This window comes from Enterobacter cloacae complex sp. EB5 (genome assembly GCF_031432835.1).
GTDB lineage: Bacteria > Pseudomonadota > Gammaproteobacteria > Enterobacterales > Enterobacteriaceae > Enterobacter > Enterobacter hormaechei_C.
This window is the reverse complement of the sequence record NZ_CP133860.1, coordinates 3,434,095-3,454,819: the sequence shown is the minus strand read 5'-3', so window position 1 is coordinate 3,454,819 and position 20,725 is coordinate 3,434,095. Positions and strand designations below refer to the sequence as shown.

At 52.6% G+C, this 20,725-nt stretch carries 21 protein-coding genes; 11 read left to right on the top strand and 10 right to left on the bottom strand.

What is annotated here, in order from left to right:
• Positions 1-2 precede the first annotated feature (2 nt).
• On the bottom strand, positions 3-2,243 hold the full coding sequence (locus RHN82_RS16670) for an EAL domain-containing protein (RefSeq protein ID WP_047052290.1): 2,241 nt from the start codon (positions 2,241-2,243) through the stop codon (positions 3-5).
• Between the two features lie 368 nt (positions 2,244-2,611).
• On the opposite strand from RHN82_RS16670, the gene RHN82_RS16665 reads away from it, so the two are divergent.
• Positions 2,612-2,782, top strand: coding sequence for a YfgG family protein (locus RHN82_RS16665; RefSeq protein ID WP_017383512.1), 171 nt, complete (start codon positions 2,612-2,614; stop codon positions 2,780-2,782).
• Between the two features lie 198 nt (positions 2,783-2,980).
• On the opposite strand, the gene RHN82_RS16660 is transcribed toward RHN82_RS16665, so the two are convergent.
• Both RHN82_RS16660 and RHN82_RS16655 read right to left on the bottom strand, forming a co-directional pair.
• A complete protein-coding gene (locus tag RHN82_RS16660; protein ID WP_154815870.1) occupies positions 2,981-3,142 on the bottom strand; it encodes a hypothetical protein in 162 nt (53 codons plus the stop codon).
• Positions 3,143-3,170: 28 nt separating this feature from the next.
• Positions 3,171-4,007 (bottom strand): MipA/OmpV family protein, encoded by an 837-nt coding sequence (locus tag RHN82_RS16655; RefSeq protein WP_047052288.1) that lies wholly within the window; start codon positions 4,005-4,007, stop codon positions 3,171-3,173.
• 203 nt (positions 4,008-4,210) lie between these two features.
• Here RHN82_RS16655 and RHN82_RS16650 point away from each other — a divergent pair, with 203 nt between their 5' ends.
• The 3 genes from RHN82_RS16650 (at position 4,211) to RHN82_RS16640 (ending at position 6,923) form a co-directional block, all read left to right on the top strand.
• Complete coding sequence (locus RHN82_RS16650) at positions 4,211-4,888, top strand: response regulator (protein WP_047052286.1); 678 nt, start codon at positions 4,211-4,213, stop codon at positions 4,886-4,888.
• On the top strand, positions 4,888-6,276 hold the full coding sequence (locus RHN82_RS16645) for a HAMP domain-containing sensor histidine kinase (RefSeq protein ID WP_047052284.1): 1,389 nt from the start codon (positions 4,888-4,890) through the stop codon (positions 6,274-6,276). The genes RHN82_RS16650 and RHN82_RS16645 overlap by 1 nt, the downstream gene beginning before the upstream one ends.
• A 167-nt stretch (positions 6,277-6,443) precedes the next feature.
• Positions 6,444-6,923, top strand: a complete 480-nt coding sequence (locus RHN82_RS16640; protein WP_047052283.1) for an Rrf2 family transcriptional regulator — start codon at positions 6,444-6,446, stop codon at positions 6,921-6,923.
• Between the two features lie 65 nt (positions 6,924-6,988).
• Here RHN82_RS16640 and oqxB read toward each other — a convergent pair whose 3' ends face one another.
• Positions 6,989-10,141, bottom strand: a complete 3,153-nt coding sequence (gene oqxB, locus RHN82_RS16635; protein ID WP_048982406.1) for a multidrug efflux RND transporter permease subunit OqxB — start codon at positions 10,139-10,141, stop codon at positions 6,989-6,991.
• A 23-nt stretch (positions 10,142-10,164) separates the two neighbouring features.
• A complete protein-coding gene (locus RHN82_RS16630; protein ID WP_047052280.1) occupies positions 10,165-11,340 on the bottom strand; it encodes an efflux RND transporter periplasmic adaptor subunit in 1,176 nt (391 codons plus the stop codon).
• A gap of 337 nt (positions 11,341-11,677) precedes the next feature.
• Here RHN82_RS16630 and RHN82_RS16625 point away from each other — a divergent pair, with 337 nt between their 5' ends.
• Positions 11,678-12,031 carry a helix-turn-helix domain-containing protein gene (locus RHN82_RS16625; protein ID WP_047052279.1) on the top strand — a complete coding sequence of 118 codons (354 nt, stop codon included), beginning with the start codon at positions 11,678-11,680 and terminating at the stop codon, positions 12,029-12,031.
• A gap of 227 nt (positions 12,032-12,258) precedes the next feature.
• Here the strand turns inward: RHN82_RS16625 and RHN82_RS16620 are convergent, their stop codons facing one another.
• The 4 genes from RHN82_RS16620 to RHN82_RS16605 are packed head-to-tail and all read right to left on the bottom strand — an operon-like array spanning position 12,259 to position 14,041.
• Positions 12,259-12,741 (bottom strand): DUF2514 domain-containing protein, encoded by a 483-nt coding sequence (locus RHN82_RS16620; protein WP_047052278.1) that lies wholly within the window; start codon positions 12,739-12,741, stop codon positions 12,259-12,261.
• Positions 12,738-13,367, bottom strand: coding sequence for a glycoside hydrolase family 19 protein (locus tag RHN82_RS16615; RefSeq protein ID WP_047052277.1), 630 nt, complete (start codon positions 13,365-13,367; stop codon positions 12,738-12,740). Before RHN82_RS16615 ends, RHN82_RS16620 begins: the two co-directional genes overlap by 4 nt.
• Positions 13,357-13,650 (bottom strand): phage holin family protein, encoded by a 294-nt coding sequence (locus RHN82_RS16610; protein ID WP_047052275.1) that lies wholly within the window; start codon positions 13,648-13,650, stop codon positions 13,357-13,359. Before RHN82_RS16610 ends, RHN82_RS16615 begins: the two co-directional genes overlap by 11 nt.
• The gene (locus RHN82_RS16605) at positions 13,637-14,041 is read right to left on the bottom strand and encodes a putative holin (RefSeq protein WP_047052274.1); all 405 of its coding nucleotides are present in this window, start codon (positions 14,039-14,041) and stop codon (positions 13,637-13,639) included. The genes RHN82_RS16610 and RHN82_RS16605 overlap by 14 nt, the downstream gene beginning before the upstream one ends.
• 153 nt (positions 14,042-14,194) lie before the next feature.
• On the opposite strand from RHN82_RS16605, the gene RHN82_RS16600 reads away from it, so the two are divergent.
• The 4 genes from RHN82_RS16600 (at position 14,195) to RHN82_RS16585 (ending at position 18,179) form a co-directional block, all read left to right on the top strand.
• Positions 14,195-14,557, top strand: coding sequence for a GtrA family protein (locus RHN82_RS16600; RefSeq protein ID WP_047052272.1), 363 nt, complete (start codon positions 14,195-14,197; stop codon positions 14,555-14,557).
• Positions 14,554-15,471 (top strand): glycosyltransferase family 2 protein, encoded by a 918-nt coding sequence (locus tag RHN82_RS16595; RefSeq protein ID WP_047052270.1) that lies wholly within the window; start codon positions 14,554-14,556, stop codon positions 15,469-15,471. Before RHN82_RS16600 ends, RHN82_RS16595 begins: the two co-directional genes overlap by 4 nt.
• A complete protein-coding gene (locus RHN82_RS16590) occupies positions 15,468-16,925 on the top strand; it encodes a glucosyltransferase domain-containing protein (RefSeq protein WP_047052268.1) in 1,458 nt (485 codons plus the stop codon). The genes RHN82_RS16595 and RHN82_RS16590 overlap by 4 nt, the downstream gene beginning before the upstream one ends.
• 133 nt (positions 16,926-17,058) lie before the next feature.
• A protein-coding gene (locus RHN82_RS16585) for an IS3-like element ISSen4 family transposase (RefSeq protein WP_085950818.1) occupies positions 17,059-18,179 on the top strand; the annotation gives its coding sequence in 2 pieces (ribosomal slippage) (positions 17,059-17,317 and positions 17,317-18,179; 1,122 coding nt in all).
• Positions 18,180-18,205: 26 nt separating this feature from the next.
• Here the strand turns inward: RHN82_RS16585 and RHN82_RS16580 are convergent.
• Entirely contained in the window at positions 18,206-19,987 is a 1,782-nt protein-coding gene (locus RHN82_RS16580) for a right-handed parallel beta-helix repeat-containing protein (RefSeq protein ID WP_052768112.1), read from the bottom strand.
• 195 nt (positions 19,988-20,182) lie between these two features.
• Between RHN82_RS16580 and RHN82_RS16575 the strand changes: the two genes are divergently transcribed.
• Both RHN82_RS16575 and RHN82_RS16570 read left to right on the top strand, forming a co-directional pair.
• A complete protein-coding gene (locus RHN82_RS16575; protein ID WP_047050226.1) occupies positions 20,183-20,443 on the top strand; it encodes a hypothetical protein in 261 nt (86 codons plus the stop codon).
• Positions 20,444-20,507: 64 nt separating this feature from the next.
• The gene (locus tag RHN82_RS16570) at positions 20,508-20,678 is read left to right on the top strand and encodes an ash family protein (protein WP_226866509.1); all 171 of its coding nucleotides are present in this window, start codon (positions 20,508-20,510) and stop codon (positions 20,676-20,678) included.
• Positions 20,679-20,725: the final 47 nt, after the last annotated feature.

The following is a 20,725-nucleotide window of genomic DNA, read 5'->3' as shown; positions in this document are numbered from 1 at the left end:
GCTCAGGCGCTCTCCTGAGAAGGCTGCGTGTCAAGCAACGTATCAAGCTCAGCCGGTAACCCAATCAAATAGCCCTGCACATAATCGATACCTAGCGCGTGCACCGCGCTACGTATCTCTTCCGTTTCCACATATTCCGCCACCACCAGCATTTTCTTCATCCGGGCCAGATGGCAAATGGAAGCCACAATCTGGTAATCCAGGCTGTTGCTGACAATATTGCGAATAAAGCCGCCGTCGATTTTGAGGATGTCGGCGTCCACGCTTTTTAACCGCGCATAGCTGGCGTAGCCGGTGCCAAAATCATCAATGGCGATCCGGATGCCCATTTTTTGTAATTTCCTGAGGGTAGACGCCGCCAGATCCGCATGACCAAAGGCGCTGCTTTCGGTCACTTCAAAGATCAGCTGCCACGCTTCAACGGCGTATTTGGCTAACAGGCGGCTCACTTCAAGCGGGAACTGCGCCCGGTAGACGGTAGAAGGTGCGAGGTTGATCGCAAAGCGCTGGCCCGGCAAACGCTGGCGGTGCTGTGCCAGGAAACTCAGCGTACGCTCCAGTACCCATAAATCGACACGCGATGATAAACCAAACTCCTGTGCGATGGGCAGGAACTGTTCGGGAAAGATCAGCGCCCCGTTATCATCACGCATTCGCAGCAGCACCTCGTGGTAACAATCGCCGCGCAGCCCGCAAACGGGTTGAACCAGCAGGGTAAAAGCGTCCTGCTCCAGCGCGGCCTGCAAACGGCTCATCATCGCGACCTTATCTTTCAGGCTACGCTGCAAGTGAACAGCCCCGCGCTGCTGAAGATTTTCCGGGTGGTTGGTAGAAAGGGAGAGATCGGCCACGATGCCCAGCTCCCCCAGCACCAGATAGAGGTGATTGACGGGTGAGCGCACATAGCAATAGCTTATGCCGACCTGAGGCTGTACCGGCATACCATCCCAGACAAAAACGAACTGCTTGATATGCTCGTCCAGCGTCTCAATGCGCTGTTGATGCGACTCCGCATCCAGACGCACCGCCATGTCATACCCGGTAAGGTGATAGACTCGTTCATTGGGCTGAAGGGTGCCGTTTATCCATTGCGCCAGCTGCTGTTTATACTGGATCCGCAGCATCACGCCGTAATTGCGTCCCAGTACCTCCAGCTCGGGCACGCGCAGTAAACAGAGCGCTGACCACGGATGACTGGCCAGCTCGCGCGACAGCGCCCGCAGGTTGGGCATATGCACCACCGGATCGAGAAATGCCTGGCTGCGGGAGCGAATATTGATGGCCCGCTGGCGTGTCGCCAGCATCGACATGTACGTCACAACGAAGGAAAAGACCAGATAGCTGGATGAGGTGATCGCCAGCTGAATGCCATAACCCTCCTGCACCGGAATGTAGTGATAAAAAAAGTGAATCGACACCAGCAGGACCGGCGTCCAGATGAGTGACATCAGCTTGTAGCCAAAGCGCATCGCCCCCCAGAGCATCACGGGCATCAGCAGGGACAAGGTGTAGTTGGTACTGAAAATGGAACTGTTTGCATTCATGGGCAACAGCAGCATGACCAGCAACCCGCCCAGGGCTAAAAACCACACCACAAACTCAATGGCCGTCACCTTCTTGTCTATTTGCGCGCGGAGCTGGGACATCAGTCCCTTGATATAGCGCGGATGACGTATCAGGCGGATCAGCAGGTAGCTTAGCGGCACGCCCGTCAGCCCGCTTACCAGCAGCCCCTGATAGTTAATAAGTGTCCGAATATTGAGGGGATTCAGTCCTGCGAGGCTCTGGCGGCTCTCATAGACGCCGAGATAGACCGCAAACTGAAACAGCACCAGAAAAAGCGTTGCCGGGCAAAACACCTGCCAGAAAATACGCTGCCCCATCAGACGTATATCACCGTAGGCGGTCATATTGCGCCGGGGCGCAAACACGCGATAACCGCCCCAGCTGAGCACCAGAGGAACGATAAAATGCAGAATGCCAGCCACGGTTTCAAATAACCCAACGGAGGGGTAATAACGTAAAAATAGCGACACCACCACCCCGGGGAGGGCTTCCAGGCCAAAGAACAACAGCAGCGCCAGCAGAAAAGAGAGCGGGAGATAATAGAGCGCAACGATACCGTCGCCCAGCTGCGTTAAGGTATTTGCTACGCTAAGCACCGGAAGTAACACAACGGGTAAAATAAGAGGAAGTGCCCACCAGCGGTCTTTATTTTGCTTCAGGAAGTGGTGAATATTCATAGATGCTCGTTTACAACCCTTGCGCTCCAGAGGGTAAAGGAAGACAGGCATCCAACCTGACGTACACGTTGCCCGGAAAATTCCTGGCAAGCACAGTGGAGGAGGGATTTTAAATAGCAACGACGGGATGCGGTTGACCTAAATCAAATTAATTTATCTGAATAAACCTTTCTTACGTTTTTTTTGAATATTTTTCCTGTAATTATCAATGCGATAAATAAAAGCGTTGTTTTTAATAACATAAATTAATGTAAGCATTGACGGTATTTTACATTTCGCCGAATTGACCCTGACTTGCGGCTGTGCCTTAATAGACGTATCGCCCAAAAGGGTATACTCAGGAAAAGAAAGTGAGTCAGGCTACGCGTATGCGAAAACGACATCGATTTAACACCCGGATGACCCGCATCATACTGCTCATCAGTTTCCTGTTTTTCTTTGGCCGTTTTGTTTACTCCTCCATTGGCGCCTGGTATCACCATCAGGACAAAATTCAGTCGCAGCAATCAGGTCTTGTGGTGGATTCGCCCGAGCGCTAAAGCGTGTTCGCTCCCGGCAGACAAATTGTATCGCACTGTATCCTGAGCGCTACGCTGACAAACCGGTACAAAACGCCCGCAAAAGCAAACATCCCCGATACATAAAAATGGTCTTCTGTATCCCTCGCCATAATAAACTGATGAGGAGAGACACAGATGATTCGTCGATATTTCCTGCTTCCTGTATTTGCGCTGACGTCATTTGCTGGCGCACGGGACGTTTGCCGACTGCAGCAGCTGAAGCTGGTATGTGATCAGCAAAAAAGCCCGCATGATGAACGGTCCGACTTCGGGCCACGCCATCCTGCGGGCTTTATGCACTTCCGGCTCCTGCAACGAGGTTATGTGCGGTTTTGTCACAAACGCGCCTTCCCCCCTCTCTTAACCATCAGAAGCTGTACGTTACCTTCAAACTTCCCACAGGAGATGTTTTTCGCTGAACAATGGGGCTATCGCCGGCCTCCCCCGTCAGCTGCGTAACGCCAGCTGCGGCAAGCAGGCTCCAGCGGGAGGTAAGCTTATGGGTCCAGTCCAGATTCAGCGAATACGCATATATTCCCGATCCGGCATCGTGTCGGGCAAAACCCGATGCGGCCGACTGGGCGGCATTCACCCCGTAGTAGGTTTGCACATACTTACTGGATCCCCAGCTACCGGTCAGCGCCAGCGTTAACGCATTTTTCGGAGATGTATAGAGCGGGCTGGCAATGCCGAAATGCACAGCCTCACCATTGTCTCTCTCAGAAACCGGGACCTCTGCCTGCAACTGCACGGTCAGCCAGTCAGTCACCCTGTACCCCAGCCCTGGCACAACGATAGCTGAGCCTTTAATGTCACCCATTCCTCGCAGGTCGTCGCTGCCGGAGGCGATCGAATCGCTGCTTACGTCGCGATCCTTACGTCCTGCGCGATAGCTCAGCGCTGCGTTGTAGTCCAGGTTACCAAAGCTGTTGCCGTAGCCGATCCCCCGCGTGGTGCTGACAAAAAAACCATTCGCCATCGCGTAATCAACCACCTGAGCCGCAGAGACCCGGCTCTTGTCCGAACCGGAATAGCGTGGCGAAACATCCACGCCGCCTCCCAGGGTTAACACGTTGCCCTGAGGCTGCTCTGTCGCCAGTGCCGGGGTGGTCAGTAACGCCAGGACGGCCCCCGGCAAGATGCTTTTCATGCTGCGACCAATGCGTGAACGGGGGAAACTATGACGCAGTGTGATGTTTCTCATTAAAGAAGCCCTTTGGATTCAGATAATTGCGATACAAGCGGTGTTAAACGCCAGAGCGCCCATTCTGAATACTCACCCTAAGGTTCTTATGAGCCGTAAATGAAGAAATGCTGAAGCACGTGAAGGTTCTGTAAACCCTGAAGAATTCCTGTTACCGTTTTTTCTTCAGTTGTTCTTCATGCACTGTTGATACAGTTACCAATGTGAAAATTCTACTAATTGAAGACGACCTGGATCTCGGCAATGGCGTGCGTATCGCCCTTGCAGATCAAGGATTTGATGTCATATGGGTACGCCGCAAAGAGGATGCGCTGCATCAGCTTGAGCTCTGCGTGCCGGAACTTATTTTGCTCGACCTGGGGCTGCCCGATGGCGATGGCATGAGCCTGATGACGCGCCTGCGTCAACAGCTTAAGGGCGTCCCCGTCATCATCCTGACGGCGCGAGGCACGCTACAGGACCGCCTGTGCGGGCTGGATGCAGGTGCAGACGATTATCTGGTCAAACCTTTTGTTCTCGCCGAACTGCTGGCGCGCGTGAGAGCCCTTGCGCGGCGCAGTTACGGTTTTGAAAATGAGGCAATAGAAATTCGCGGTTTGTCGCTTCATATTCCGACGCGTCGCGTAACGGTGAGCGCACGCCACGTTGAGCTGACGGCAAGCGAATATGCGCTGCTTGAAACGTTAATGCTGCGCGCCGATCGCGTGCTTACGCGACGGTATCTGGAAGAAAGGATATTTGGCACGAAAGAAAACCTCAGCAACGCGCTTGATGTGCATATGGGTAACCTGCGGCGAAAAATTGGCGATGGCTTTGTGCGAACGGTGAGAGGCGTTGGGTATGTCATTGATACCGTACCTGTTCAGAAGGCGGCAGGTTGATGCGTAATTTTTGGCACCACCTCAGGCTTCCCACGCTGGTCAGGCGAATGCTGGTCGCCCAGATGCTGCTGCTTACGTTGCTCTGGTGTCTCTTTTTAACCTTCATTTTGCTGGAAGACCTGCGTAGCCCTCCCATACTGACGGGCAGTGAGACTTACGAAACCGTTTTTTCCCTGGTGGAGAGCATGGACGATCGCCCGCAGGCGCGTGATGCCGTGCTGGCAGCGTTCAGCAAGGCGCTGCGGGAGGGGTATGGCGGCGGTGAAGATCCGGAGCTGTCCATCAACCTCATTGTTCGTAAGCATAATGAGGTGATTTTTTCTTCGGATGGTGCGCCAACGGGGGTAAAAAATAGCCGTCTGGGGGTCATGCAGCATGTCCAGAGTGAAGACCATACATGGACGAGCCGTACCCTCAAATCCGCGCACTCCGACGTGGAGGTCACCCTCTTCACCCCGGCCGGGAGCTGGAATTTCTTTATCTACCTGAACTCTCGCGGCTACTACGTCATGCCGCTGATGATATGCATCCCTTTTCTTCTGTTCCCCGCGTGGCTGTCCATCCGCATCGCGATGCGCCCCTGGAACAAGGTGGTAGATGAAATTTCATTGCGCACGCCGGACGATCTCTCGCCTTTAAAAGCCGTCCCCAGACACAGGGAGCTTCGCCAGACGGTGGACGCGATTAATGACTTTCTGGCCAGGGTGCGGGAAAGCGCCGAAAGAGAAAGAATGTTTATTGCCGATGCCGCGCACGAACTGCGTACGCCTCTGGCCGCGATGCGGATCAACGTCGAGGCATTGCAGTCCTGGGTCATCAGCGAAAGCCAGCAGGAGCTGCTTGCGGGCATTGTTCGCAGCAATAGCCGTGCTGCGCGTCTCGTCAATCAGCTTCTGCTGATGATGCACAGCGAAGCGCACATCAGCACGGTGATGTCGCCTGTGCCGCTGACGACGCTTATTCAGGAGCGAATGGCTGCCCTGGAACCGCTGGCGTCCGGGCGCAAAATTGAGTTTGAATTCATCGCCGATGATGAAATCCATGTCGCAGGCATTCGGGAACGTCTGGTGTCGCTGATCGACAATTTAATTGAGAATGCCGTGAAGTACAGCCCTGAGGGTGGACGCATTGAGGTACAACTGCAATCGCGTGACAAGTCCGCTCAGCTGCGCGTCTCAGACGCGGGTCCCGGCATTCCGGTTGAATTGCGAGAGCGCGTGTTCGACAGATTTTTCCGCGATCCTAATCAGACCCAAAGCGGGAGTGGACTGGGGCTTGCCATCGTCAAAGCCGTTACGCAGCAACACAACGGCAGGGTCAATCTGAGTACGTCAGCCGATGGCGGTCTTATGGTGACCGTTGATTTCCCGAATCCGGCGTTCGCATGAACGTAAACGCGGCGCTACACGTCCTGACATGTGTCAGCGCAGCGTTACTTCACGTATGCCGCAGATTGCTTCAATAAAATTACCGTATTTGTTATATTGTTACTTACTGATTATTCACCTCTGCGGTGCCAAAAAGAACAAGATTCACCGCAACCCAGGACAGAAAAATGTTAGATTACCGCTTCCCGACAGCTTTGCAGATGGTTCTCAGCGTAGCGATGGCGGAGCAATCGGGTGAACGTTCGACGAGTGCAATCCTGGCTTACGGCCTGGAAGCGAATCCGAGCTTTATCCGCAAATTAATGGTTCCTCTCGCCCGCGACGGCATTATCGTCTCCACGCTTGGCCGCAACGGCTCTATTCACCTTGGCCGCCCGGCGGAAGAGATCACCCTGCGTGATATCTACCTCTCCGTCACTGAAGATAAAAAGCTGTGGGCGTCCCGTCCTGACGTCCCGGCCCGCTGCGTGGTCAGCGCCAACGCCTGCTGGTACTTCAAATCAATCGCTGATGAAGCGGAGCAGGCTTCGTTAGCGGTTTTAGCGCGCCATACCGTCGCCAGCGCGCTGGAAGAGGTGAAAAAAGCCGATACCAGCGGGTGCGATCCGGTGCCGGAACTCTGCACGCACCATAAAAAAGCGCCCTAATCCTGACAGACTGCGAAAAAAAGCCGCCTTCATTGTGAAGGCGGCTTTTTGCTATCTGCTACGTCCTACGCAGGCAACACCTCTCTTTCCGCTTTACCGCGCGTCACGAACTTACGCAGCGTCACGTAAAAGACCGGCGTCAGGAACAGACCAAACAGCGTCACGCCCAGCATCCCGGCGAACACGGTGATCCCGGTGACGCCGCGCACTTCTGCCCCTGCCCCGTGACCAAGGATCAGTGGAATGGTCCCGGCAATAAAGGCGATAGAGGTCATTACAATCGGGCGTAGACGCAGGCGGCACGCTTCCAGCGCGGCCTCCATAATGCCTTTGCCCTGAATTTCCAGCTCGCGGGCAAACTCCACGATAAGAATCGCGTTTTTACAGGCCAGCCCCATCAGCACAACCAGCCCTACCTGCACGAACACGTTATTATCGCCACCGGTCAGCCAGACGCCGAACAGCGCAGAGAGCATCGTCATCGGCACGATGAGGATCACCGCCAGCGGCAGCGTCCAGCTTTCATACAGCGCCGCCAGCACCAGGAACGCCAGCAGCACCGCGACCGGGAAGACGATCAGCGCCGTGTTGCCCTGGGTGGCCTGCTGGAAGCTCAGGTCCGTCCATTCAATATTCATCCCGTTCGGCAGGATCTGCTTAGACATAGCGTCCAGCTGCGTCATCGCCTGCGCGGAAGAGAGCACGCGCGGGTCGGCATCGCCAATCAGATCCGCCGCCGGGTAGCCGTTGTAGCGGATCACCGGGTCCGGACCGTAGGTGGTCGTGATTTTCACCATACTGCCAATCGGCACCATTTCACCCTGGCTATTACGGGTGCGTAAATTCGCGATATCTTCCACGCTGTCGCGGAACTGCCCGTCGGCCTGTGCCATTACGCGCCAGGTGCGACCGAACTGGTTGAAGTCATTCACATAAGACGAGCCCAGATAGGTTTGCAGCGTCCCGAAGAGATCGGTGAGCGACACGCCCTGCGCTTTCGCCTTATCACGGTCAACCTGTACATCCAGCTGCGGAACGTTTGCCTGGTAGGTTGAGATAGGGAAATGCATCCCCGGCGTCTGCATAATCGCCCCGGACATGGTGTTCACCGCGTTTTGCAGCGCGCCATAGCCCAGACCAGCACGATCCTGAATATACAGCGAATAGCCCGATCCCTGGCCCAGACCTAAAATCGGCGGCGGCAGAATCGAGAAGCCAAAGCCCTGCTGGATTTGCGCGATTTTCGCGTTGATCTCCGCGTTTATTTCCGCCGCAGTATGTTTACGCTGGTCGAACGGCTTCAGGCCAAAGAAGACCGTCCCGGTGTTCGGCGTGTTGGTGAACTGGAGCGCATTCAGGCCAGGAAACGCGACCGCATAATCCACGCCTTCGGTATTCATCCCGATTTCGCTCATCTTGCGGATCACCGCATCGGTGCGCGCCAGCGACGAGCCTTCCGGCATTTTCACGCCGCCAATCAGGTACAGCTTATCCTGCGTCGGAATAAACCCGCCGGGAACGGCTTTAAACATCACGCCCGCAGCGCAAAGCAGCAGTAAATAAACCACAATCACCGCCCCGCGTCGGCCGAGCGTTTTGCCCACCAGCCCCTGATAGCCAGTCGAGCTGCGGTGGAAAAAGCGGTTAAACGGACGGAAAATCCAGCCGAACAGACGATCGATAAGCCGGGTCGGGAAATCTTTCGGGGCGCCATGCGGCTTCAACAGCAGCGCGGCCAGCGCTGGCGAGAGCGTCAGCGAGTTGATGGCGGAGATCACCGTGGAAATGGCTATCGTTACCGCAAACTGTTTGTAAAACTGACCGGTCACGCCGGAGAGGAATGCCATCGGAACGAATACCGCACACAGCACCAGCGCAATGGCGATAATTGGCCCGGACACTTCACGCATCGCCTGATGCGCTGCCGCAAGTGGGGCGAGCCCCTCTTCGATATTTCGTTCGACGTTTTCCACCACCACGATGGCATCGTCCACCACGATACCAATCGCCAGCACCAGCCCGAACAGGCTCAGGGTATTCAGCGAAAAGCCCAGCAGGTAGAGAATACTGAACGTGCCCACTACCGATACCGGCACCGCAATCAGCGGGATAATCGACGCGCGCCAGGTTTGCAGGAACAGGATCACCACCAGCACGACCAGCACCACCGCTTCAAGCAGCGTTTGCACCACCGCGCGGATCGAGTCGCGTACAAATACCGTCGGGTCGTAAGGCGCCGCCCATTTCATATCGTCCGGGAACCGCGTGGACAGTTCGTCCATTTTGGCGCGCACCGCGTTAGACAGATCGATGGCGTTTGCCCCCGGCGACTGGAAGATACCAATCCCGACCGCGTCTTTATTGTTCAGCTGGGAGCGCAGCGCGTAGCTGCCGGACCCCATCTCGACACGCGCCACGTCGCGCAGACGAACGACCGTACCATCCTGCGTGGTTTTCAGGACAATGTTGCCGAACTCGTCTTCGGTATGCAGGCGGCCCTGGGCGTTAATGGAGATCAGGAAATCGCTCTCTTTCGGCAGCGGCTCGGCGCCAAGCTGCCCGGCGGACACCTGCACGTTCTGCTCCTGCATCGCCGTGACCACGTCCGAAGCGGTCAGCCCGCGGGCCGCGACCTTGTTCGGGTCCAGCCAGACGCGCATCGCGTATTCGCCCGAGCCGAAAATCTGAATCTGCCCCACGCCGGGCAGACGCGCCAGCTCGTCCTTCACCTTCAGCGTGGCGTAGTTACGCATATACAGTGAATCGTACTTACCGCCAGGCGAAAACAGATGCACCACCAGCGTCAGCGTTGGCGACTGTTTCTGAGTCGTGATGCCCAGACGTCGCACGTCCTCCGGCAGACGCGCTTCGGCCTGCGCGACGCGGTTTTGCACCTGAACCTGCGCCTGATCCGGGTCGGTGCCCGGACGGAAGGTGACGGTAGTCACCAGCACGCCGTCGGAGCCCGCGACGGATTTCATGTACATCATGTTCTCAACGCCGTTGATCGCCTCTTCCAGCGGGGTTGCCACGGTCTCGGCAATCACTTTCGGGTTGGCGCCCGGGTACTCGGCGCGCACCTGCACGCTTGGCGGCACGACGTCAGGGTATTCGCTCACCGGCAGCAGCGGGATGGCGATTAACCCTGTGATAAAAATCAGAATCGACAGTACGGCGGCAAAAATCGGCCTGTCGATGAAAAAACGGGAAAAGTCCATGGATTGGATTCTCAGGTAAGGGATCAGTTAAGGGCGGCGCTGGCGGTCATGGCAACGGTTTTTGCGTTAACCGGCATACCCGGCATAAACACTTTTTGTAAACCATCGACGATGACTTTATCCCCGGGATTCAGCCCCTGCTGTACGATACGTAAACCGTCGGCCAGACGCCCCGGCGTGATGTCGCGGCGCTGCGCTTTCCCGTCTTTATCCACGATATAGACATATTTACGATCCTGATCGGTCAGCACCGCCTTATCGTCAACAAGCGTGGCTTTAAATTCCGCACTGCCCGGCAGGCGCACGCGGGCAAAGAGTCCAGGCGTGAACTGACGCTGTGAGTTATCCAGCAGCGCGCGCATGCGGATTGTCCCGGTACCCGGCGTGAGCTGGTTATCCAGGAAATCCACTTTGCCCTGATGGGGATAGCCCTCCTCGCCCGTCAGGCCAATCTCCACCGGCAGCGCCGCATGATCGCCGGACGCCCGCTGCCCGCTGCGGGCCAGGCTCTGATAGTGAAGGTAGGTTGACTCGTCCACGTCGAAGTAGACATAAACCGTCTTCTGCGAGACCAGGGTGGTGAGCACGCTGGCGCTGTCGCCCGCCGTCACCAGGTTACCGCTGGTGATCAGCGCCCGGCTGGCGCGACCGTCGATAGGCGCGGTCACTTTGGTGAAGTCGAGGTTAAGTTGCGCAGCGTCAACCACCGCCTGCGCGGCGCGAATATCGGCCTGTGCCTGGGTAGCGGCGGAACGGCGCTGCTCCCACTCTTCGCGGGATACCACGTTGGTATTGACTAATTTATCGGTACGGTTAGCCTCGCTTCGCGCCAGGCTGGCCTGCGTTTTGGCTCTCGCCAGGTTCGCCTGCGCCTGTTCCAGCGCGGCGCGATAGGTTCGGTCATCAATCGTGAACAACACCTCGCCCTTTTTCACCTCCTGGCCGTCGGTGTAATTCACTTTCTCAATGTAGCCGGAGACGCGCGGACGCAGCTGAACGCTTTCCACCGCTTCAATGCGACCGTTAAAGCTGTCCCACTGGCTAATGGTTTTCACCACCACGTCAGCAGCGCTGACAACGGGCGCTTGCGGCGCGGCATTTTGCGCGACGCTGTCATCGCACCCGACGAGAAGCGCGGAGAGTAAAACTACCCCCATCGCGCTCAGATGAAAGTTACCCCAGGTTTTTTGCAGGCTCATTATTTTTATTCCGGTTATTGTAGCTGCCGGGCAAGACGCAGCGGGAGGCGCCGCGCCACTTCCTTTGTCCGGTAGCTGGCTGAAGGCCATTTGTGTCGTTCATCGCCACAAAACTGTAACAGTTGCGAATACACTATCGCGGCGATTGTAGGAAGGCGCTTAATTAAGTGCAAGAATAATTGTTGCACTTTATGTGCTATTTGCGGCGAAGGTAAATCACGTGTTTTGAGCAGGGATTTAAATGCAACAATAAAACTTGCAATTGATGTAAAAACGGGTCACCTTTAAATGCAACAAACAAAGATGCTTTTTAATGCATGGCGTAGGGGGAAGCAAGATGAACACGGGTGCATTCATTCACGATTTACTCGACTGGATCGACAACAACCTCGATAGCCGTCTGGATATTGAAACCGTCTCCAGGCGAGCCGGCTATTCGAAATGGCACCTCCAGCGGCTTTTCAAGGAACATACCGGCTCCCCTCTCGCCGAATATATTCGCGCGCAAAAGCTGCAAAAATCGGTTGAGCGCCTGGCCCACAGCGATGAACCGATTCTGAACGTGGCGATCGCGCTGGGCTTTGACTCTCAGCAGTCCTTCAACCGCAGCTTTAAGCGTCAGTACGGTCAGGCGCCAGGTGCATGGCGACGCAGTAACGGCTGCCGTGAATCGCGGCAGATGAGGCAGTAATTCACCACTGAGCTGGATATCGGTCATAAAAGAAAAACCCTCTGTAAACAGAGGGTTTTATCCGTCTTACCTGCTTATAACTTCGCAGGAAAGATTATGGGCTTACTCCCACTCGATTGTTTACGGCATGCATAACCAATTGACTGGTAATAAGTTTTTGAAAACCAATCTCCACTGTACCGTTTTATATACCGTCACCGGAAATCAGTACCCTGAAAAATGGCAAGTCACCGGGTCAGCGAATCGTACTGCTTTTCACAGACTCGTCCGGCTTCTGCGGCCCGGTCAGCGTACTCTGCCAGTTGTCGGTTTCGCTCGAGAGATTTGCTGAGCACGTCGGCAAGCAAAACTCCGGTGTCTGCGGCTGACGCCCCAGCGCCGACAGTGGCGTTATACTGCCTGAGCTGCTCACGGATGGCAACGAGCTGTTGCTGCAACCGGCCAGCGCGAGCGGCAGCATCAAGAGCATCGTTGCGCGCCTGGTCGATCCTCTGCTGCGCTTCACGTTCATTGGTCGATTTCTCCTGTTCGTCCTGCTGACGAGCTTTCTCATCCTCTGCTTTGCGGTCTGCCTGTGCCTGTGCATACCCGGCATCGTACTGGCGGCTGCCGTGTACATTCCACGCAACAACTCCGACGATGACCAGAGCAGCAAGCATCGCCACGATAAGCAACTGTTTCCAGTACGCTTTGACGAATGACCAGATCATACCGCCAGCACCTTACTGGCGGTGATGTACCGCGCTCGTCGGTCGTCGATACCGTTCTGCCCGCCATTGATGATCTGCGTGACGCGCACCAGGTCACCGGTGTACTTCATGCAGCCTTTGGTGGCGAAGAACCACGCCGCGCTGCGGGCCGCATATTCGTCCTGCGCCAGCAGTTCAGGCTGGCTAACCAGCTCAATTTTGAGCCCGTTGCCACAGTCGCGGTAGTTGTTCAGGCCGGTGATCTGGATAAGCCCGCGCCCGCGATAGAACCAGCCGTCAGTCGGGCCATTGTTCCCATTACGTTTGCTGTATACCCGGTTGGCGATCGCACGCTGGCGCTCCAGCGGTAACGATGGCTCACCAGCACGGCGGCCCAGCGCGTTGGCCTGGCCCTGAGTGAGACGCCCGGCACGGACGAATCCTGCCAGCCCGGTTACGCTGTAGTTGAAGTTCTCCTGAAGCCGTGTGAACCCTGTCGATTCATGGCCCACCTGCGCGATAAACATCGCCTGGTGCGCTGGCGCTTCAATGCCAAACTCTTTCATGGCCGCAGTGATATGCAGATACCAACGCGTGGCCAAAACGTCGCTGATGCCAGCTGCACGCTGGAATTGTTTAATGTCCATGTTGGGACCTCGTTATCTTGAAAATTTGCACCACGTTCCCTTTTGTCTTGATGAGAGCAGCCAGGAACACAGCTTTGATGATGACTTCTGACCAATCGGCGCTGACGTAATACCCGTAGAACGTCCGGATAGGTACGCTGGCAGCCACGACGATCAGCAGGTAGGCGAGCCAGCCGCCCCACCAGCGATGGCGTGACCCGTCACGGCGGAACAGAAGGACTCGGATAGCAATGCCGCCGCAGATAGCGGCATTCAGGATGAGAAGCAGTTCAGGACCGGTCATCGTCTTTTCTCCCCGGGATCAGGTCGCGTGGATTTCCAGAACGGTGATACAGCCAGGTACCGATACCAACAGCAACGATTGAAGAAACAAACGCCCCTGCTGAGTAAGCAACCCCTTTCTCAAACATATCTGTGGTGATGCCAGGGAAAGCGGATGCAAAGCCTATGAGAAGTGTTGCTGTCGGTTTGTAGAAGAGAAGGCCGCAGAAGAAGCTGAGGAACGCCAGAAGTAACCGCCGCTTTATGGGATACTCCACCGCTGAGGTAACAAAAATTACCGCACCAGCAAGCGCCCCTAAAGCCACCTCCGGCGGCACACCCGCGACCACAGACATTAGCGCGCTCAGGCTAAGCCCCTGATTCAGCGATTCCGTGGTTAACGTGTGCGACATAGTGACCACCGTTTAATGTGCATATAGAACCCCCTTAGTTGGTGAGTTCATCATACACAATAAACCATATGTGGTTTAAAAAACCTCAGACAACTCTTAACGAAATTACCCAAAAGGTGATAAAGTAAGGTTTTATATTTTTCGGGCGTAAAAGTGCTTAAGTTATTCGCAAAGTACACATCGATTGGCGTCATTAACACGCTCATTCACTGGGTTGTGTTCGCTATTTGCATATATGCATTTCACACAGGGCAGGCACTTGGTAACTTCGCTGGGTTCGTCGTGGCAGTGTCATTCAGCTTCTTTGCAAATGCCAGATTCACGTTCAAGTCTTCCACCACAACCATGCGCTACATGCTTTACGTTGGATTTATGGGCTCGCTGAGCGCTGCTGTTGGTTGGGCTGCTGATAGGTCCGGAATGGCTCCGATCGTGACCCTTATTCTTTTCTCCGCCATCAGCCTGGTGTGCGGTTTTATCTATTCAAAGTTCATTGTCTTTAGGGATGCGAAATGAAAATTTCTCTGGTCGTTCCCGTCTTCAACGAAGAAGACGCAATACCGATTTTTTATAAATCGGTTCGGGAATTTGAAGGGCTTCAGCAGCATGAGGTCGAGATAGTATTCATAAATGACGGCAGCAAAGACGCGACAGAATCAATTATAAACGCGCTTGCTGTTTCAGATCCGCTTGTGGTGCCGCTGTCATTCACTCGCAATTTTGGTAAAGAGCCAGCCCTTTTCGCCGGTCTTGACCACGCGACCGGTGAAGCGATCATCCCGATTGACGTAGACTTGCAGGACCCCATCGAAGTCATTCCTCATCTTATTGAGAAATGGCAGGCAGGCGCTGATATGGTTCTGGCTAAACGCTCTGATCGCTCTACAGATGGCAGACTGAAGCGCAAGACCGCCGAATGGTTCTATAAGCTGCACAACAAAATCAGCAATCCAAAGATCGAAGAAAACGTTGGCGATTTCCGCCTGATGTCTCGCGAAGTAGTGGAAAATATTAAGCTCATGCCAGAACGCAACCTGTTTATGAAGGGTGTGCTGAGCTGGGTTGGCGGGCGAATCGATGTTGTTGAGTATGCCAGGGCCGAGCGAGTGGCCGGCAGCACAAAGTTTAATGGCTGGAAACTGTGGAACCTTGCCCTGGAGGGGATTACCAGCTTCTCTACTTTCCCGCTTCGCATGTGGACATACATCGGCCTGTTCGTTGCCGGTGCTGCGTTTTTGTATGGCGCATGGATGATTTTGGATACCATTATTTTTGGTAATGCTGTTCGCGGATATCCTTCCCTGCTTGTTTCAATACTTTTTTTGGGAGGAATTCAGTTGATAGGAATTGGAGTCCTTGGCGAGTATATCGGAAGGATTTACGTGGAAGTGAAGAATAGACCTCGTTACGTGCTGAAGGGAAGAAAATGATAAGAAATCTTAAAAATGATAAGTCTATATTTTTAATATCGCTGGCTCTATCATTTGTATATATATTGCCATTTATCATTAATAACAACTATGTTGTAGATGATTGGCTTAGGACTGATACCGGAGTTACTGCTTGGGAGGGTAACGGGAGGCCTCTTTCCTCTGTCATAATGGCTGCGATTAGCATGTTTGGCGGAGGTTTAAATTTCTTTGGGGATGGTGTTTTATATGATGTTTTCCCGCTTACCATTATATTATGCGCTTTTGTGATGATCTTTTGCGGGTATCTTATCTCTGCTGAACTAAGCCTTAAATCCCCAATTGCTAAAGCAGCATGCATGTTATTACCACTGACTTCAACTTTATTCATTGGTAATATTTATTTCAGGTTTGACTCTTTAATAATGTCATTGTCCTGTCTCGGGGCTATTTTACAGGCAAGGATGAGCGCAGAGAGAAGTATTGTCTGCTGGATTAGTTCGGTGGCGATTGGGTTTATTTCAATATCAATATACCAGGCATCTATACCATTCGTTTTATCTTATCTTGCATTAATGTGCTTTATGAGGTGCTGCAATGAAAATAAAAATGATGTTATTAACTTAATCTTAAAGGTATTTTCATCTCTTTTCTTTTCGTTCTTGCTTTATAAAGTAATGATGCTGGTGTTCTTTGATGGAGATTCCTATACATCCGGATACACGGACACTCACTCTGAGTTAATCCCACTTTCAGTTGATGGATTAAAGACATTTGTAAATAACTTCTCATTGTTTATAAATATGCTTTATAAGGTTACTGCATTTGCCCCTGGTATTATTTTGTTAACATTGATAATTGTTATGTTGGTAATTTCATCAATAGAAAGAAATAAAACAACTGCATTTTCAGTGCTTGTATTTGTAGCAATAATAGTTCTCGGATTTGCTCCTTATCTGGTTTTGAAAAGCCCTATAGTAGAGCCTAGAGTGATGATAGCCGCTGGATTATCATTTTGTGCACTATTAAAGGGTGCAGAAATGATGAGTAAATTAGGTGCTTTGTCAAAATCATTGATTGTGGTAATTATTACATTCAATTTTAGCCAAGCATATGGAGTATCGAATGCTTTCAAAATCTATCAGCGTATAGACAGAGTGGTCGCTCAGAATATTGCCTACAACCTAATTGAATGTGGTTATAAAACAGGTGATAAGATAGTAATTTCTGGCTTCCCTTCTTATCCAGATTCTGTCAAGAGAATATACGATGCTATTCCGGTATCGCAATATCTTGTAGGCTCTGCCTTTGCAAATTACAGGTTCAAGTATAGCCTTATGAAACAGTATGGCATATCATCACCTATACCAAAAGATGAAAGGTTTAAAGGAGATGGAGAGATTATAAAAAACAATAGCCTTATTAAATTGATTAAATACAAAGATGGATACAGAATATATATAAATAGAATGTAAAATAACGCCCCTTGGAGGGGCGTTATTTTTTATAGCACTGAGTCATATTGAACCAGAGGTTTTGACCTGCTCCCCGTTGATTAGTACACCCCGATGTTAGTAATGTCTTCATAAGCCACATGAGGACATCCCCATGAAGAAGCGTTTTTCCGACGAACAGATCATCAGTATTCTCCGCGAAGCCGAAGCTGGGGTACCCGCCCGTGAACTCTGCCGCAAGCATGCCATTTCCGATGCCACGTTTTACACCTGGCGTAAGAAGTATGGCGGTATGGAGGTGCCTGAAGTTAAGCGCCTGAAGTCGCTTGAGGAAGAGAACACCAGACTCAAGAAGCTGCTTGCCGAAGCCATGCTGGATAAAGAGGCGCTTCAGGTGGCTCTTGGGCGAAAGTACTGACGACAGACCAGAAGCGGGAAGCCGTGATGTTGATGTGTGATGCGACCGGTCTGTCGCAACGTCGTGCCTGCAGGCTTACAGGTTTATCCCTGTCGACCTGCCGCTATGAGGCTCACCGTCCGGCTGCTGATGCGCATTTATCAGGGCGCATCACTGAGCTGGCACTGGAGCGCAGGCGTTTTGGCTACCGTCGTATTTGGCAGTTGCTGCGCCGTGAAGGGCTTCATGTTAATCATAAGCGCGTGTACCGGCTTTATCACCTCAGTGGCCTGGGCGTAAAACGCAGAAGACGTCGTAAAGGGCTGGCAACAGAACGTCTGCCGCTGCTCCGTCCGGCGGCGCCCAATCTGACCTGGTCGATGGATTTCGTCATGGACGCACTTTCCACCGGTCGCAGGATCAAGTGTCTTACCTGCGTCGATGATTTCACAAAGGAATGCCTGACGGTCACTGTTGCCTTTGGGATTTCAGGCGTTCAGGTCACGCGTATTCTGGACAGCATTGCACTGTTTCGAGGCTATCCGGCGACGATAAGAACTGACCAGGGGCCGGAGTTCACTTGCCGTGCACTGGATCAATGGGCCTTTGAGCATGGTGTTGAGTTGCGCTTAATCCAGCCGGGCAAGCCAACGCAGAACGGATTTATTGAGAGCTTTAACGGACGATTTCGCGATGAATGTTTGAATGAGCACTGGTTCAGCGATATCGTTCATGCCAGGAAAATTATTAATGACTGGCGGCAGGATTATAACGAATGCCGCCCGCACTCCACGCTGAATTATCAGACACCGTCTGAATTTGCAGCGGGCTGGAGAAAGGGTCATTCTGAGAATGAAGATTCCGACGTTACTAACTGAGTGTTGTATCTAATCGTGGGGGCAGGTCAGGGTGCCCAACCTGGTCCACACTTAGCGTAGATACCTACAACCCCATGCTCAAGGCAATGGTTGTTTGCGATGATAGCCTGGCCTCCACCATGGAAGTCAATACACTTGCGGCGGCAGTTACGAATCATATTCTCAGTAATTGTTACATTACGGATTCTTCGGTTTCGACCATGTGTGATACCGTAACCTGGGTCGTAACTTGCGTTCAGTACATCATCCCCATCAGGGTGACCGATGTCTTCGATGTTATTCGCCATGTAGTTCAGGCGATATCCAGAGAGGACGTAGATGCCTGCACTGTAGCACTTGCGAATACGTGTATTAATAACCATCACGCCATCAGGTACATCTGCATCTGTGGTGTAATCACTTGCACCATAGGCTGCTGCTGTGTTACGGATGCCAATACCTACCGCACCAAAGTTAAACCCAGAGATGTCACAGTCATTGATAAGAATACCACGGCATGCACGTTGAACCTTCACACCGCAAGCCCAGCTACCGATGTTGCCGCCAAGGAACTTGCCCCACGTGTTCTGCCAACCTGAAGCTTGGCTGCCGTCTGCATTGTATTTAGGGAATTGACCTGTAACACCAGCGTATGCTCCGCCAGTATATGCGCTGGTATCAAGGGCATTATTTGGTGCAAGAACTAGAGCAGAATCGTACCCGAATCTGGCTTCTCCTTTCTCTGCATACCCAGTTGTGGTATCAATTGCAGGGAAGATTCCCGGACCCTTGATAGTTAAATCAACAGTAACATGCTCACAGGCTATGAGGCTTAACGCATCAAGGCCATGCGTCTTAACCAGCAATGTTCCATTGTGAATTTTGATACCCTTCTTTCCAACCAATGCAAGGCATGGGCTATAGTTATAAGTACCGTCAGAAAAGTCGGCTTCATTTGGATATTGAATAGCTAGGGCATAATTCTTACTTATTAGAAATGTGCCACCAGCAAGATCAAGATCACCATCAGTTTCGTCTATAAATTTTTGAAGTGCTAATGTGTCATCATCTTCACCATTGCCTATTGCTTCAAAATCGAAAGGACTTTTCCGCTCATTAAGTTTATCTTCTACAGTGCGATCGCCGTAACCAATCTTTGATGAGCCTGTTGGCTTCGCCAGCTCAATAAGAACGTCTGATGCTGATCCTGATGGTGGAAGAACAGGGAATGGATTGCCTGCACTATCAAAGGCGACAATTTTATTAGCCCTTGTAGCTGCATCTGGCAATGAAGGTATTGCCTCAGGAACGCGTAACGTGCGATTTAGATTGTTGTTTGCCAGCGTATCAACATAGTTTTTGGTGGCCGCATCTTGCGGGTCTCTCGGATCGCGTAAATTTCGAATGTAGTTGTTCAGTGCGTCGTACCAGTTCGCGATGCTCGATGGCTTGCGTAGAGCCAGGCGGAACAAACTGTATGCCTGCTGGATCAGCATAGTCAGCTTGTCAAAGGCATCTTCATGCACCTCAGCGAAGAACTTGCCCTGGTTGCGCAGGTCGGTTTCCTGCGTCGGCTCCAGTTCTCTGGCAATGGAAATCTTCCAGCCATTTGTCAACGGAGTGGTAAGAACCACATTACCGCCGCTGTATCCTCCTGCGTTCGTAACTGTATAGTCAGTATCCAGAACCAGGACTGTGATGTTTTCGTTGAGATCTACAACTGATACAGCAAGATCTGTTTTTTTGAATATGCGGAACGTGTACGGGAAGGATGTCGTAACGCCGTTCCCCGTGTAATCGTTATGGTCAACTACGGTTGATACCGTCATGGCCTGTCTCCAGTTAAGCAGCGCCCGGCGCGCGTGCATCATCTGGACAGTTTATTACCTAGCAAACCTTATATGAATTGAATGAATAACAATCAGGAAAGTTATTACCTTTTAGGTAAATGGCAATTCGTGCTGGATAGTATTTCGAACATTTGCTACTGTACATATATACAGTGAATGCATGGAGATTATCAGATGCAACGTCAGTATCATCACCCGCTGGAAAAAGGATTTGCCGAACGAATACACACGCCGGGAGGCGTCCGCTCCCTTGTTGAAGATTCTCACCTGATGACGTTGCTGCGCCAGCTTGGTGAGGATGGTTTTAACGTTGATGGCCCGATGGCTGAGCTGACTGCTCTGGTGAACTATGTCACCAGCTCGCAGATGTCCATGAAAGATCTGCAAGTGCATCTCGATTACTGCGCTGAGCAATTGAAGAGACAAACCAGATAGGGTTTGTAATTACCTAAATTTCATGCAATCATTACCTTTTCGGTAAATTTACATTGCATAAATCTTGTGCCATAGTAATCAGGCACTGGCAAAATCCAGTGCCGGGATTGGCGTCCCGGATAACTACAAAGGCGCATATACCGCGCGAGCGGTTTTTTTATGCGTGCTACATAGCAAACCAGTTTCTATGGTGGGCTGTGTGGGGGCACCGAAAGGTGCGCCGGGTCCTTTGTAGCCGGTTACGCCAACCCTGCACAGTTCACCACCATCCCGATTGGCGTC